This window comes from Pedobacter agri (assembly GCF_032678665.1).
GTDB lineage: Bacteria > Bacteroidota > Bacteroidia > Sphingobacteriales > Sphingobacteriaceae > Pedobacter > Pedobacter agri_A.
In genome coordinates, this window is sequence record NZ_JAVTSH010000008.1 from 296,265 (window position 1) to 312,466 (window position 16,202).

The following is a 16,202-nucleotide window of genomic DNA, read 5'->3' on the forward strand; positions in this document are numbered from 1 at the left end:
TAAAACAAAAATTTATAGCCCCTTAGAAATTTGGGGCTTTCTCATTTTTAAACAAATGGGTTTTTCAAAACGCTGTTAACCATCAAAGCGTGAAAAGGCTATATCACCCAACCAGCTCTTGACGACCAATGAAATAAGTTATTAAGCTCACGAATGAAGATAATTCCTATTTTGAAATAATTTTATTGAAACCAATAATATGGGAGGCTTTACCATTTGCATCATAAATTGGTTTTCCATAACCCCGTATCCAATGGACTGAGCCATCACGCCAGCGTACCTGATATTCAGATTGATAAATACTCCTGTTCACAATTGCCTTTTCTACGGCAGCTTTAATCTCATCTCTGTATTCTGGCAGCATTGCAGCAAAAAGATCATCATAATTAAATGCCTCAGATGGAGCATATCCATAATTTTGTTTTAACCTGGCATTGGCATTCATGTTTTTGGTGGCGAAGTCTACAATGGTATAACCCATATCGGTATCTTCAATGGCATTAATCAAAACGTTATTCGCTTCTTCCATCACCTGTTTCGAAAATACCTGTTCGGTTACATCATCAATAATGAACATGATGTTATCTGGCTCATCTCCCATCCTGCCCACGGGCTGCAAGGATAAATTTGCGTAGATATGTTTTTTTTCGCCGGGCAGATCAATAAATAATTTTGCTTCTTTCGCCTGGAAAGGTTTCGCCTGCTGGTAAGTATCATTCACAACCTGCTCAAAATCTTCTCCATTTATTTCCGTGATTAAATGATGAAGCCGTCGGCCGATAATGTTCATTCCAAAACTTTTCTCCATCATGGCATTGGCTTGCCAGATATTTTTATCAGCACCCGAACAAATGCCCATGGCGATGGGTGCCTGCTGAAAAATCATTTCAAAACTATCAAGCACCCCTTCTAAAACATTGTTTGCTTTTGAAATTTCCTGATGATAATCCATGAGGTGCGACATTTTCGCTACCACCTTTTCGTTTTCTGAAGCCAGTTTTACATTTTGTAAACGCATCGCTGCATCTTCTGCGGCAACCAGCCATAAGCCCATCCGATCGATAAGTACCTGTTCGAACTTCATCAGTAAAGTTTGCTTTTTCAACTCAAATTCAGTCGCCTGGTCGTTCATCAGCCAAAGCGAGCCGATGTTATGTCCATCGGGTGTGATAAGTGCTACTCCTGCACAGAAACCGATGGTATTATTTAGCAATCTGGAGAATGAAAGGGTTTCTTCCTGGCTGCCCACGATTGTAACCTCATCTGCTGGCAATAACTGGCCAAGCAGCGATTCGGTGCGGGGTAACGACTTCCTTCCTGCAAGCCCAACACAGGCTTTTAGGTAAACCTTATCCTGGTCTATTAATGTAATCAGGCACATTGGCAAATCAAATATCTCACAAGCCAGTTGTGCAAAATCTTCGAGTGCATGTTCAGAGGGACTACAAACTGTTTTGTAGCGGCTTAGTGTAGCCAATCTGGCACTTTCATCACGGCGTAGCCATAGTTCGTTTACTGTCATCATATTCAATTTTACATCCAGCACTTCTCACTTAAAAACAATTAAGGTGTAACGGCGAAGGAATGTAAATATAAACTTATTGTATTTTAGTGAAATTACCTGCTTAAAAAGTCTAATCATAATTAGATTATTTCTAAGGATCATGGCGCTTATTGGCGTTAAACCTATGTGGTAATTTTTAGTTCCTGCACTTTCTGACGCTGAGATTTATTCGTCATATATTGTTGTGTTTTGATATTTTCCCACATAATCAATTTATCCTCAATTTTGGAGAATACCCTGATTTCGCCATCTTGCGAAATCACCAAACCCAAGGCTGTAGGGTGGTTCCAGCAATAGGCAATCATCGACCTGTGCCGGGTTCCATAATGTTTAGGATCATCTGCCGTGAGTGATTTCGCTGAGGCAGTTGATGTAGCAGACACGTAAATTTTTCGCGGCATTCGTTTAGCCCTGAGCACCGTGCCAAAACCATTGGCTACCATATTTCTATCGAAAAGCACTACACCATCTACACAACTCTGCGAAGCAATGAAGCTAATTGCTCCACTAATTTCATCTCCCGTTCCTTTTTTAATATTTATCGATAAGGCTTCGTGTTGATATAAGCGTTTGTTGATGGAACGTCTTCCAGCTTCGAGCTGTTCATCTATGGTACGCTCGAAAAAGAAGTTATCAATTGCAGATCGGGCATGTGCAATCATGGCATTTGTTAGCCGCTGGTAGTGAATTTTGTATTTGATATCAAGATCTTCATGATCATCGGCAATGAGTATCGCTCCGCCATGTTGATAGTTTTGGATTTTAAGCAGCAACCTCGAAAAGGTTTGAATCCAAAGGCCGTCAAGGTATTCTTCCCAGTCTTCATATGCCTCCTCCGGATAAGCTTCTGCAAGGTATTCTTTAATATTTAGTTTTAGCAGCTCCGCATTTTTCTTTAAGATTTTGGAGATGGGCCCGATGGTAAGCACATCCAGATAGCGCTTTACCAAAACGTTCTGCTTTAATGTAGCCAGAAGTTCGTAATCAAACAATACATGGAGCGTACCAATATCACTCACAGCCACCTGAAAAAGCCCCGGCTGTTCAGAGTGCGTATCAGATTCGTAATTTAAAAAGTTCTGATAATGCATCGCCTGGTCGATCATGCCCCAGATGAAAAGTTGTCCCCGCTCATTATAATAAACGGCCAGCGAGGAGCAAGATGGATCGGCTGCTTTAGAAAGTTTAGCCAAAGATTTTGTGCTCATGGCAATAGGCTGCTCAAAAGCAACAAAACTCCATCTTTCAGGTACAATGATTTTAGGCGGCGTTGGATCTGGATTAGCAGGATCAATGAATGTTACCGTTACGCGAATCAGATCACTTTCCTCTTTACACATACTCGAAAAAAACAGGCAATCGAAGAGCGCCTCCAGAATATCAATTCCTGGAACTGGCGTTCTGCTTTTTGCCAATCTCAGTTTATTTTGAACCAGTAAGGCAAGATCTTGGGGACGTGAATTTTCCAAAGGATACGATTTGATATAAAACAATCAAGCAGTTGAATAGTTTTTCAAGCCGATTGTTAAATTTTATTTCAGGAAGTTTTAACTTTTGATTGTTTGCCTGTTGGTGTAACAAACCAACGCAATAGAAACTAATTGTTATGCAGCTATCATGGCGTTACTTTCTTACCCCGTGTAAATCTGTGCATCTTGAAAAGAAGGAATAATTTCCTAAATTTCTAACTTCTGTAATACATTACCGGGGAATGCATGGCACCATGATAATCTGCTCAACTTGATTAATATACAAACAATAATGGACATTTGTTTAATGTGTTACAGAATAAACCTAATCAGCATTATTTGTTTAAATTTCCTATCAGATAAGTACCAATTATCTAAACAAAGATGAACCGCAGTGCTTGCAGAAAAGTGCATCAGAATCGTGCCCCTCTAAACTGCAGCTCGGACAAGATTCGGGCATTTCCTTTTTTGATTTTGCGGCAACCGCAATGTCGTGTGTAATAATTCCGGTCGGGACGGCAATGATGGCATAACCAATAAGCATAACCACCGATGCAACAAATTTTCCCATTGGAGTAATGGGCGAAATATCGCCATAACCAACTGTAGTAATGGTTACAATGGCCCAGTAAATGCTTTCCGGAATATTGGAAAAACCATTTTCCTTTTTTTCTACCAGATACATGATTGATCCGAGGATGACCGTAATGGTAAGTACCGTAAGCAAAAAGATGCTGATTTTTCGAAAACTGTTTTTTAATGCCTGGGTAAGGAAATGAATTTCACTCAAAAATTCACCCAGTTTGAAAATCCTGAAAACACGCAATAACCTTAATGCCCTGAATACCAAAAGCGATTGTGCGCCGATGATAAATATGCTGAGGTAAGATGGCAACAGAGAAATCAGATCGATGATGCCTAAAAAGCTGAATACATACCGGATGGGTTTTTTAATACTAACCAGCCTCAAAATATATTCTATAGTAAACAATCCGGTAAATATCCATTCCAACTTGTAAAACAAGGCACCATACTGCCGGTGAATGCTTACCACACTATCAAGCATAACCACCATAATGCTGGTAAATATGGCAACGAGCAAACCTACATCAAAAGCTTTTCCGGCAGGAGTGTTTGATTCATAAATAACCTCATGCAATCGAAAACGCCAATGCTCAGATGGTTTTGGTTTCATGATGTAAAATTAATCATTTGCAGTCACATTAGCCATTCACTAATCGCGGCAATTTAGGTGGATTATATTGTATTGATTCTGGCCCGCTTTCTGTAAAAGGTAAACATACTTGTTGTAAATGTGTTAAACTAAATATGAAGAAATTTCTACTTTTCTTATTCACGATCCTTTGCTACTTCTCTGCCAATGCCCAATATAGCGACAGTACAAATTACCACATCTTACTCTCATCAACCGGATCAATCAACCGAACCAATGATCAGCGGGCATACTTGCTTAACAACGGCTTAAATTTCGGTATGAAAAAAGAGACTTTTGTATTAAATTCTACCACAAGCTGGTTATATGGAAAACAAAACAAGAGCCTAAGCAATAATGATTTTTCAAGTACCTTAAACTTCAACTTATTTAAAGGTCCGCCGCATTTTTATTACTGGGGTTTGGTGAATTATAATACCAGTTACTCACTGAAATTAAAAAACCAGTTGCTTGCCGGCGGCGGTATTGCTTACAGCTTTCTAGATGATAGCAATGCTTATATTAATTTGAGTAATGGTGTGTTATTTGACCAGAGTAGTTTGGTAGTAGGTGAAAGTTACAACACTTTACGTAACTCGCTGAGGTTACAATTTCATTTCCTGGTGAAGGACATATTAACCATTGATGGCAGCCATTTTCTTCAAAACTCATTTTCTCGCAGGGGCGATTATATTATCCGGTCATCAACCACCATTGGTTTAAAACTTCGAAAATGGATCAGCTTAACCACGGCATTAAACTATAACCGGTTGAATATTACCGGCAGAGAAAACCTTAATTTCACTTACGGACTGAGCCTGGATAAATATTTTTAATAACATTGCTACACATTCAATTTTAAAGATTCTTTGCTTAACGGATACCGCCGGTGAAGAAAGTTTTCCATTGATGAACATAACACGGCAAAAAAATCCTGCCGCGATAGCTGCTCAAATAATTGCAGATGACTAACTCCCCCGTCATTTTTATGTTTCGCCAATATAGCACCAACAAAGGTTACGGCCTCCCATACACCATCCATCAGAAAGAAATCGAAAGCTGTTAAAATCGTATTCCATTCGGTATGTATGGGGCGTAATATGAAGTGTCGCGATACAGGCAGTAAATGTTTCTTAAAAGTTTCATAATCCGCCATACATCCTTCGATTACCATTAGTTCTGCCTGGGCAGGATACTTGCTTTTGTCATGTAGCACTTTTTCCTTGCCGTGAGCATTAATAGTGGCCGCACAAACGGAAGAGATGTTAATCAGGGCCAAATGATCGTAGATTTTCGGATGCATGGTCTTCTTTGCATCACGAATAAGTTTCAAGCCTACAATACCCGGTTTGTTTTCAGGCTTTGCCGTCAAATCAATATATAACAATTCAAATTCCTGCTGAAAATTTAGCGCCATAATATAATGTGCAGCTTCGGCAATGTAGAAACGAAGATCAGTAAAGATAAAAGGACGATCCTCCTGAAAAGATAAAATAGAGAGTTGCAAATTAAAAGTTGTTCGGTTCCTAATCTTCGAATACTTTATCCGTATTCTTCGAATGGTAAATTTAATATTTTGCGCCTTGGCAACAAAACCACTGCAAACAAATCGACATTTATAAAATGCTTCTCCTTGTATTTCAGCTCATAAAAATATTCACAATTGATAGTAGAAAATGTTGAAAATTCGATGCCACCATAAAACATTGATTGCCAGAACGAAAGTAATTTATTCTTACTAAATCATCATGAGGCTACACTAAATTAATATTCAAATCCTAATTTTGTGTTATGGCAAATACGAACGTTAGAAAATCAATTCAAACCAAAATAGAATCTTTAGCTAAAGAAATTGAAATCCTGCAACTTGAGCTTAAAAGATGGGAGAAAATAGCGGCTGACTATGAAACCAATTCAGAAAGTATCGACCTCATTCTTTCTATACAAATTCCCGAAAAGGCAGAAGGCAAGGCAAAAAGAGTTAAGGTTTAAAAAAAATCTCCGGTCGTTAACCGGAGATTTTTTTTTGCAAGAGATTCAAACTCCCAGCGAATGATTACACTAAATTAGAATGGCAAATACTACTCAATAACAGAACAATACGCTTCGAACAATGTTATTCAATTACATTTAACCAATAATAAATACGATGAGTTTAACATTAGAAGTAGTAGAAAAATTATCTTCAGCAGCTAAGGCTAAGGCAAAAGAAATTGGCGTACCTATGAACATTGCTGTAGTAGATGAAGGCGCCAACTTAAAAGCTTTCCATAGAATGGATAATGCATGGCTAGGATCGATTGATATTTCGATTAAGAAGGCAAAGACTGCCCGTTTTTTTGATATGAATTCAGGAGAAATCGGGAAACTGTCGCAACCTGGCCAACCTTTATACAACATTGAACATTCAAACGGTGGTTTAATTACCTTCCCGGGTGGTGTAGTATTAAACGATGAAAGTGGTAATGTGATCGGTGCGATTGGCGTTTCTGGTGGAACAGTAGAACAGGATCATGAAGTGGCAACAGCAGGTGCCGATGCATTGAGATCCTAAAATAAAAAGATCTTTCAGATTAACATTCCTACCTGCGTTGGAATGACTGATACATTTGCATTATGGCGAATTCGATTCTTCATCAATTAGGGCAATCTCATTCCTGGATTAGTTTTTCACGATGAGGTTGTCAAATTCTGATAAGGAATCGGAACTCGCCATCATGAATTCGTCCTAACCCCCGAATAATTTTCTTCGAATTGTAAATCGTTTTCTGGTTATGGTTGTTATAGCCTTACAACTTAAGCTATGACATTAACTATCGACTGGAAAAATTTCTTCATTGGCGAAGAAAACTGGGAGTTCATGCTGGAGATTGCACTCCGCACTTTCATCATGTATTTCATCATTCTTATTGGCTTAAGGCTTTTAGGAAAACGCGGCGTACGGCAACTTTCGGTTTTCGAACTGGTGGTGATCATCAGTTTAGGCTCGGCTGCCGGCGACCCGATGTTTTACAAAGAAATTGGTTTGCTCGTACCCGTGATCATCTTTTTTATTATCGTCGGTGCGTATCGTTTAACCACTTATCTCACTGCTAAAAATGAGAAATTAGACGACCTTATTGAAGGAAAGTGCGTTTATCTGATCAAAGATGGACGTTTTAATACTGAAGAATTTAAAAAAGAAGCACTGGCACAAGATGAATTTTTTGCTGAAATGAGGCAACAAAGTATTTCCCATCTTGGCCAGGTAGACACCGCAATTCTCGAAACATCAGGAACTTTAAGTATCTACTTTTACCCTGATGAAAAAGTAAGATACGGGCTTCCTATTTTGCCGGCATTGTTTGCAGACAAAACAAAAAGCCTCTCGCCCGATCGAAACTATGCCTGTGCTTTCTGTGGAAACGTAGCGCATGTGGAAACCAAAGCGCCCCTAAAATGCGAAATATGTGGTCACGATGAATGGGTGACTGCTATTGATAGTTGCAGGGTAAAATAAGGTTGATTTACTACTCAAAAATACTGGCAAACAATTTATTTGAGTACAACTTGGCTTCATGATCATAGATGTGAGAGGTACTCATAATTTCATCCACACCATACTTAGACACAAATGCTGATAAGTTCAGTTTGATGGTCTCTTTGCTTCCAATGAAAGAGTAATACAGCATTTGCTCAACCGCTTCTTTTTCCAGCTGATCCCAATAGGCATTGATGTTTTCAACTGGCGGTTTCAAACGTTCCCTTCTTCCGGTGATTACACCCAAAAACATTCTTTTCACCGAACTGGATAAAAGCTCCGCCTGTTCATCGGTATCGGCTGCAACCACATTTACACAGGCCATTACATAAGGCTTATCTAAATATTGAGATGGTTTGAAATTATTTTTATAGATGGAAACTGCCTGCTCGAACAAAGCTGGCGCAAAATGACTGGCAAAAGCATAGGGCAAACCTTTTTCAGCGGCTAACCTTGCGCTGTCGGTACTCGAACCTAACACCCAGATTGGAATATCCAATCCTTCACCCGGAATGGCCCGAACTTTTGAACCGGCATTATCAGCAGAAAATAGTTGATGTAAACGATCGATATCTTTTGGAAAATTGTGAGCGGCATTAAAATTTTCGCCGCGGATAGCCATTGCTGTTACCTGATCTGTTCCGGGTGCCCGGCCTAAACCTAAATCGATCCGATTTGGATAAATTGACGCTAAAGTTCCAAACTGCTCGGCTACAATAAGCGGTGAGTGGTTAGGCAACATAATTCCTCCGGAGCCTACACGAATATTTTTCGTACCACCGGCAATAAACCCAATTAAAACGGCAGTGGCCGAACTGGCTACACCAGCCATGTTGTGGTGCTCGGCAAACCAGTAACGTTTGTAACCCAAAGCTTCAGATTGCTGGGCAATTTCCAAACTGGTTTTAAAAGTATCGGCAGCGGTATGGCCATCTAAAACAGTGGCAAGATCAAGAACGGAATAAGGAATATTTTTTAAAGTGCTGGTATCCATGTTGCGGCTATGTATAATATCAAAGCACAAAAATATCCTTTATATACATGCCCCGTATTGCTTTGCTGATTATATGACCTTCAATATACAAAGGTTAAACATTCGTTAGGAGTTCATCCATCGTACTGATGAGTTCTTCCATTTCGAAAGGTTTTTGCATAATGGCATCAGGTTGGCAATGCACATCATCGATATCAATCTCTACGGCAGAAATGAGCAAAATTGGGATATCAACAGTATCCACATGGCTTTTCAGATAATTGCAAACCACACGTCCATCAATCTTCCCGATCCAGATATCAAGCAAAATCAAATCGGGATGGTAATCTTTAATCACCTGGTCGATATTTTCGACGTTAAGTAACGACTTCAGCTCATAATCTTTATGTTGAAACATCAAAGGAAATATTTCTTGCAGGTCATTATCATCGTCTATAATGAGTATTCTTTTCTTCATTTTTTATTATTTTACTAAGCTTTCTTCTTAAAAATATTTCTTTTCCTCACCACAGGTTTTGCTGGCCCGATTAAAAACCCGTAAGGCTGAAGTGCAGGAATACGATCGCAAATAATTTTTACAATACCCAATAGTGGAATGGCCAAAATCATTCCGGCAACACCCCAAACAAACTCGCCCCCAACAATTGCCATGATGGTAAACAAGGGGTTAATATTTACTTGTTCGCCCACAATCAAAGGTTCAAGAATATAGGTTTGCACCAACTGAACAAAGGCATAAACCACCAACACACCAATAATCATTTTCGAATCACCACCCTGTGCTACAGCTGCCAAAACAGTCAAACTTGTTCCGGTAAGGTTGCCTACAAAGGGGATAATTTCCAGTATGCCGCATAGCACGGCAAAAAAGATGGCACTTTCTACACCAACAATGCTAAAGCCAATGCCATACATCACCCAGAGCACACCGATCATGGCACCTAAACCGCTCAGATATTTTTGCGCAATCAAACCACTTTCATGTACAATATGTGATGTTTTACCTTCCTGATGATCTGGAACAAGTTTCAAAATAAAGTTTTTGAGGTGTGCCCGATAATATAAGCAGAGGTACATATACACCAACACCAGAATGGTACTTACCCCAATACTTACCAGGTTTACAGCAAAGCCGGCAATCACTGCGCCGGTTTGACTATTGCCCTGTTTAATAATTTCCTTTTGCTGATTCTTGTCAATACCCACGCTTTGGTTCAGCCACGAACGCACATCCTGAATCATGTTGGTCAACCGAGACTTCATTTCATCAATGTTCTCCGTTAAACTGCCCATTTGCCAGTACAACAAACCTACAATTAACCCAATGGCAGCAACGAATATAAATATACAAATTAGTGAGGCTACTGCCCTGTTAATTTTTTTAGATTCAAGAAAATTGCTTAATCTGATAAAAAGCATGGAGAAAACCGCTGCCAATGCCAATGGAATGAGAAATGAGCTGGCAAAGTAAAGTATTCCAAAAATTAGTGCAATTAGTAAAAGTATATAAACGCTGCGTTGAAGTTTATCCATGCCTCATTAACATGGAAAAGCTTAAAATGTTTATCAGTAAATCCACTCTCCGTTACATCGTTCTTTTGGAACTGAAATGACAACATCGCTTAAATAAAAAATGCCCCCGACTTTCATCGGGAGCATCAAAAAATAAATCTATTTGTTAACCTAAATTCTAATTATTGTTTAACGATTTTAAATTCTGTTCTTCTGTTTAACTGGTGTTCAGTATCGCTGCATTGAACATTGTTGGCACACTTATTTAACAACTGTGTTTCGCCATAACCTTTTGCAGCGATGCGGTTTTTATTTATACCTCTTGAGATGATGTATTGAACCGCAGATTCTGCTCGTTTTTGAGATAATGTTAAGTTATACGCATCCTTACCACGGCTATCGGTGTGCGAACCAAGCTCGATCCAGATGGTCGGGTTATCAGTCATGATTTTAACCAGTTTGTCTAATTCAACAGCTGCATCCGGACGAATGTTCCACTTGTCGAAATCGTAATAGATATTTTCCAGTCTGATGGCTTTGTTGATTTCTACCGGCTCTAAATGTAAATCTTGTTTCAGCACTTCGGATGTTTTTAGCCCAATGGTTGCGAGGTTCTCACTATCCGAACGGTAGTTTGTTTTCTCTGCAATTACATTGTATTCTGTTTCTGCAGCCAGGTTGAATTTATAATTTCCATCTTCATCAGCTTCTGTTTTAACGGTACCGCCATTTACTTTAGCAAGTGTAACCAGTGCATTTGGAATAGGCTGCTTGGTTTTGATGTCAAACACGGTTCCTTCCAATCTGAAAGCAATAATCATTTTCTGATCAATGCTGTAAATATCATCGTTACCCAAACCATTATTCCGGTTTGATGAAAGGTAAGCTATACCACCTTTTTCATTTAAACTGAAACCAAAGTCATCCTGAGGAGAATTAAACGGATAACCCATATTTTCAATCTTTCCGATGCCTGCTCCTTCCCGTAATGCTCTGAAAACATCCAGTCCGCCCATGCCCACATAACCATCACTGGCGAAAAATAAGTTATTGTTCGCATCAAACACCGGACTGCGTTCATTGCCTGTCGTATTAATTTCTTCAAGGTTGATCGGTTTTCCCCATTCTCCCGCGTCGGTTTTTAATGAAACGTACACATCAGTACCGCCTTTACCGCCTGGCATATTCGAAGCAAAGTAAAGACTTGTTCCACTGGTTGAAATAAAAGGATCGCCAACCGAATACTTGTTCACATCGTTGTAAGGAAAAGCAACCGGTTCACCCCACTTTCCATCTGCACCTTTGGTACTGCTGTAAATCTCTACATTAACCGTACTCGGCTTATTTTTTACTTTTTCCAAGTCGTTAGGTATCGGGGTCATGGTAAAATACATCGTATTTCCATCTGCTGTAAAGCTGGCCGAACCCACGTGATATTTGGTTCCGGTTTTAATTGGAAACAAAGCCAAACTATCTGTTGGTGAAGGTTTGATGTACAATTTCAAATAACCATTACCCGTCCAGCCGTAAATTTTCTTGTCGGGTGTTTTCGCACCATCAAACTTTAAAAACGGCGAACTTTCTTTTGATTCCAGCCCGGTATTGGTTCTATCTGAAGTAAATACTACACCACCCTGATAGGTCGTAGCGCCCCAGTCTGATTGGCTGCTGTTCAAAGCTTGCTGATTGATTAATTCAATCTGCTTTGGGTTCTTCATCCATTTCACCGCCGAATCACACGACGAAAGCCAAACGTCTTTTTGTCTTTCCGTTACATCTTTTTTCTGATCGATGTAATTTAAATACTGAACTTTTGCTTCGCTATATTTCGAATTGCTTTGTAAGGCCTTTGCGTAACCCAAAGTGTTTTCCGGTTTACTACCAGCCATTTTAGAAGCGATTGCGTACCAGCTTTCGGCCTGTTTATAGTCATTCATGTTCGCATAGGCGGTGGCTAAACGTTCAGCAGCATGTAAACTTTCTTTCTTTTTGTAAGCTTGTTCGTATAAATCGACTGCCTTAGCATAATTAAATAACTCGTATTGCTTGTCGGCATCTTTAATTACATATTGTGCCTTTGTATCAAGCTCAATAGCGAGCAAAAAACAGAGAGAGAGGCATGAACCTAGTAAAAATTTCTTCATGATATATTGGGATAGATTCCTAAAATTACAAATTTAAATGCGGCTTAAAAAACCCGAGGTGTAGCCAGGCGAATGTTTGGTTTGATAAATGAGTAGGAAATTGAAATTTCATGTGTTCCACCACTATAACCTTGCAAAGGCCCGATAGAAAAATCATAACCATAACCAATCCTTAGTTTCTCAGAAGGGAAAATTTGAATGGCCGCTACCGCTGAGTTTCTTGGCGTAAGGTCTCTTTGTAAATAACTTTTATCGTAAAGTTTAACTCCGGTACGATATGATCCACCCACCCATAAAAATTCTTTAATCATTAAAAACGCATTTACATCCAAACTGGTTGGCCCGCCCCGATCATCTTTTAACAGAAATGAGGGTTTTACCTGGAAGTTTTCGTTAATCGGAAACAAGGCACCAGCTGTTAAATAATAATGTGGTTTTGGTTGAGGAATAAAAGCATAACGATCGATATTGATGTAAGTTGCAATCAGGTTATCAGCAGAAAAACCTGCGTAAAATTTATCGTTAGCAAAATAAACCCCTGCCCTGGCATCGGGCACAATGGTGCTTTGTACACCCACCGGCTGGAAAGGTTCCGGATCGTTAGGGTTTAACATTGATCCATCAATGCCCAGCTGCGCCATGCCCACACCCAATCCTAAAGCCAGTCGGGAGCTGCCATCATCGTTTAATCGAATCCGGTAAGCATAGTTTCCGTAAACGGCAAGATTGGTTTGTGCACCCAGTTTGTCACTCGATACCTGAAGGGCCAAACCCACGTTTCCGCTGTTGGCAATCGCATCAACGGCAAGCGACATACTTTTCGGCGCCCCGGTAATGCCTGTCCACTGGCTACGGTAAAAACTGTGCACATTCAACACCTCCTTATAACCTGCATAAGCCGGGTTAATGTAAATGCCGTTGAACATGTACTGGCTATACTGGGCATCTTGCTGAGCACAAACCGGCCTCGCAAAAAATAAAATGGAACACCCAACTAACAATAATATTTTTTTCATCGTCTTAATATCTAAAAGGGAAATCAGGTTTTCATGCCTGATCTCCCTAAGCCTCTTATCTTAATTTTTAAATGCCCTGATTAATGTAATGTATCCTTTAAATACTTCCACTTCATCACTTCCTGCTTTCTTAACACGCAATAGGTAATAATAAGTTCCCTCATTCAATCCCTCACCTGTCCAGTTATTTTGATAACCTTTAGCATGGAACACCTCATTACCCCAACGGTTAACAATCTGTAATTCGTTAGATTGATATTGATTCAATCCTCTGATCTCGAACACATCATTTATTCCATCACCGTTCGGAGTAAATAAACTCGGAACTGAAATGTTTACAAATGTTGCCGTTAATGTTACCGAAGCAACATTGGTATAATATCCGTAAGCATCTTTTACGCGATAAGTAAAAGTATCCTCACCCGTAAAGCCAGGGTTTGGCGTGTAGGTAATGGTACCATCAGCATTTACCACCACTTTTCCATTTTTAGGCTGACTTACAATTTCAACCGTTAGCTTATCGAATGTAGAGTTACCTGGATCATCATTTGCCAATACGATGATTGTTTTAGGTGATCCGGAAACGGTACCGCCATCGTCATTTACTGCCCTTGGTGATTTAGGGAAGGTAATTACGGTTGGCGTATTGTTGCTTTCCAGCGTACCAGAAATATCAGTCACATTAGCACCACCAATGGTTTTAGCATTAACCGTTGCGGTATTGGTTACGGTTCCTAAATCTTTATCGGCCTGTGTTAAAGTATAAACCTCTACAGCAGTAGTAACCGCACCCGGTGCTAAACCACCCGTTACCGTTATCGCCTTGTTGTTTAAGCCCAATTTAACATCTGTTAAGGTGATGGTATTTAAAGTAACCGGACCAGTATTTTTAATAGTGAAGGTATAGGTTACTTTGTTGCCTTCAAACGTTGCAGTTTTAACCAATGCAATCGCACCATTTACGCTGAAACTGGTTACCGTTGGTGTATCGTTGTTTTCTGCAGTTCCTGAAACATCACTTACCGGAAGATTGGCTGGTGTTCTGGCCGTTACAGTCGCCGTATTCGTTACGCTTCCTGCATCTTTATCAGCCTGTGTTAACTGATAAGTAAAGCTTTCCGTTACCACCGCACCCGGTGCCATATTTCCTGATAAGGTTCTGTTTAATCCCAGTTTGGCATCGACTAAGTTGATGACATGCAAGGTTACATTTCCGGTATTTTTAATACTGAAGCTGTAGGTAATGCTGTTACCATCGGTACTTACTGTTCCTGTTTTAACCAGTGTAATGGCCGATGCAGGGCTAATAATGGTAACCGTTGCATCATCAACTGCTGGTGTCGCCGGGTTGTCAGATTTCTCTTTGGTAATCGTACCTCCACCTGGTGTATTTGCAGTAACACTTGCCTGGTTACTAAATGAACCATTGTTTACCTCAGTTAAAGTAACGGTATGACGGGCAGTAACCGTAACACTTGCGCCTGGCGCCAGGCTGGCTACACTTGCCGGAATAATTGATCCCGCATCGGCACCCGCATCGGCAACGGCTACATTTGTTAAGGTAACATTACCAGTATTGGTTACCATAATATTATAGTTGATGACATCACCAACTTTACTTACGGTATTGGTTGCCTCTTTTGTTAAACGCAATGTTGGCGCAGCAACCAATGTAACGGTAACCGGAATGGTCACTGTCGTCGTTCCGCCTTTACCGTCGCTAACCGTAATGGTAAATGAATCTGTGCCTACATAACCAGTTGCCGGTGTATAAGTGTAAGTTCCGTCAGCATTCACCACAACTGTTCCATGTGCTGGCGCAGTGCTTACGGTGAAGGTTAATGGATCACCGTCAACATCGCTCGCCGTTACAACTCCTGTTTTAGCCGTATTCATTGGTGTGCTAATAGCTGGTGAAGTGGCCACCGGCGCATCGTTAACTGGTGTTACCGTTACGTTAATGGTTACCGTAGTGGTTCCACCTTTACCATCGCTCACGGTTACTACGAAACTATCTGTTCCGTTATAGTTTGCATTTGGTGTATAAGTGTAAGTTCCATCAGGATTAAGAACCAACGTACCATGTGCTGGCGGCGTTACTAACGTGAAGGTTAACGGATCGCCATCTGCATCTGTAGCCGTGATCTTTCCGTTTACTGGTGTATCCTCATTGGTCGTAATCGCTGGTGCAGTTACTACTGGAGCCACATTGGTTGGCGTGATATTAACATTAACCGTTACCGTAGTTGTTCCACCTTTTCCATCGCTGACAACTACTGTGAAACTATCCGTTCCACTATAATTGTTGTTCGGTGTATAAGTAAATGTTCCATCTGGATTAACCACAACGGTACCGTTAGCAGGTGGTGTACCCACGGTATAAGTTAACGGATCACCATCCACATCAGTTGCGGTAACCTTACCTGTAACCGGTGTATTTTTAGGAGTAGTTACAGTTACTGGTGCGGTAGCCACCGGCGCATCATTAACTGGTGTTACCGTTATGTTAATGGTTACCGTAGTAGTTCCACCTTTACCATCGCTCACGGTTACTACGAAACTATCTGTTCCATTGTAATTTGCATTTGGTGTATAAGTGTAAGTTCCATCAGGATTAAGAACCAAAGTACCATGTGCTGGCGGCGTTACTAACGTGAAGGTTAATGGATCGCCATCTGCATCTGTAGCCGTGATCTTTCCGTTTACTGGTGTATCCTCGCTGGTCGTAATCGCTGGTGCAGTTACTACTGGAGCTGAGTTTTGAATGGTA

14 protein-coding genes are annotated in these 16,202 nt (G+C 40.3%); 4 read left to right on the forward strand and 10 right to left on the reverse strand.

Translation table 11 applies throughout. The features are described from left to right. Nucleotides 1-166: 166 nt before the first annotated feature. The 3 genes from R2Q70_RS17635 to R2Q70_RS17645 form a co-directional block, all read right to left on the reverse strand. Complete coding sequence (locus R2Q70_RS17635) at nt 167-1,525, reverse strand: PAS domain-containing protein (protein WP_316808863.1); 1,359 nt, start codon at nt 1,523-1,525, stop codon at nt 167-169. A 161-nt stretch (nt 1,526-1,686) separates the two neighbouring features. Further along, complete coding sequence (locus R2Q70_RS17640) at nt 1,687-3,033, reverse strand: putative sensor domain DACNV-containing protein (RefSeq protein WP_316808864.1); 1,347 nt, start codon at nt 3,031-3,033, stop codon at nt 1,687-1,689. Between the two features lie 370 nt (nt 3,034-3,403). Then, nucleotides 3,404-4,228, reverse strand: coding sequence for an ion transporter (locus tag R2Q70_RS17645; RefSeq protein ID WP_316808865.1), 825 nt, complete (start codon nt 4,226-4,228; stop codon nt 3,404-3,406). 134 nt (nt 4,229-4,362) lie between these two features. Between R2Q70_RS17645 and R2Q70_RS17650 the strand changes: the two genes are divergently transcribed. Next, on the forward strand, nt 4,363-5,082 hold the full coding sequence (locus tag R2Q70_RS17650) for a DUF481 domain-containing protein (protein ID WP_316808866.1): 720 nt from the start codon (nt 4,363-4,365) through the stop codon (nt 5,080-5,082). Between the two features lie 8 nt (nt 5,083-5,090). Here R2Q70_RS17650 and R2Q70_RS17655 read toward each other — a convergent pair whose 3' ends face one another. After that, nucleotides 5,091-5,753, reverse strand: coding sequence for a hypothetical protein (locus R2Q70_RS17655; protein ID WP_316808867.1), 663 nt, complete (start codon nt 5,751-5,753; stop codon nt 5,091-5,093). Between the two features lie 284 nt (nt 5,754-6,037). Between R2Q70_RS17655 and R2Q70_RS17660 the strand changes: the two genes are divergently transcribed. The 3 genes from R2Q70_RS17660 (at nt 6,038) to R2Q70_RS17670 (ending at nt 7,745) form a co-directional block, all read left to right on the forward strand. Then, nucleotides 6,038-6,238, forward strand: coding sequence for a hypothetical protein (locus tag R2Q70_RS17660; RefSeq protein ID WP_316808868.1), 201 nt, complete (start codon nt 6,038-6,040; stop codon nt 6,236-6,238). 157 nt (nt 6,239-6,395) lie between these two features. Beyond that, nucleotides 6,396-6,800, forward strand: a complete 405-nt coding sequence (locus R2Q70_RS17665) for a heme-binding protein (protein WP_316808869.1) — start codon at nt 6,396-6,398, stop codon at nt 6,798-6,800. Between the two features lie 249 nt (nt 6,801-7,049). Then, nucleotides 7,050-7,745, forward strand: coding sequence for a DUF421 domain-containing protein (locus R2Q70_RS17670; RefSeq protein ID WP_316808870.1), 696 nt, complete (start codon nt 7,050-7,052; stop codon nt 7,743-7,745). Between the two features lie 10 nt (nt 7,746-7,755). Here R2Q70_RS17670 and R2Q70_RS17675 read toward each other — a convergent pair whose 3' ends face one another. The 6 genes from R2Q70_RS17675 to R2Q70_RS17700 all read right to left on the reverse strand — a co-directional run. Continuing rightward, complete coding sequence (locus R2Q70_RS17675; protein ID WP_316808871.1) at nt 7,756-8,760, reverse strand: LLM class flavin-dependent oxidoreductase; 1,005 nt, start codon at nt 8,758-8,760, stop codon at nt 7,756-7,758. 94 nt (nt 8,761-8,854) lie between these two features. Then, nucleotides 8,855-9,217 (reverse strand): PleD family two-component system response regulator, encoded by a 363-nt coding sequence (locus R2Q70_RS17680; RefSeq protein WP_316808872.1) that lies wholly within the window; start codon nt 9,215-9,217, stop codon nt 8,855-8,857. A gap of 14 nt (nt 9,218-9,231) precedes the next feature. Then, nucleotides 9,232-10,293, reverse strand: a complete 1,062-nt coding sequence (locus R2Q70_RS17685; protein ID WP_316808873.1) for an AI-2E family transporter — start codon at nt 10,291-10,293, stop codon at nt 9,232-9,234. A gap of 161 nt (nt 10,294-10,454) precedes the next feature. Beyond that, nucleotides 10,455-12,416 (reverse strand): OmpA family protein, encoded by a 1,962-nt coding sequence (locus R2Q70_RS17690; protein WP_316808874.1) that lies wholly within the window; start codon nt 12,414-12,416, stop codon nt 10,455-10,457. A gap of 44 nt (nt 12,417-12,460) precedes the next feature. Further along, nucleotides 12,461-13,432, reverse strand: a complete 972-nt coding sequence (locus R2Q70_RS17695; protein ID WP_316808875.1) for a type IX secretion system membrane protein PorP/SprF — start codon at nt 13,430-13,432, stop codon at nt 12,461-12,463. 60 nt (nt 13,433-13,492) lie between these two features. After that, on the reverse strand, nt 13,493-16,202 hold a 2,710-nt coding region (locus tag R2Q70_RS17700), incomplete at its 5' end, for an Ig-like domain-containing protein (RefSeq protein ID WP_316808876.1).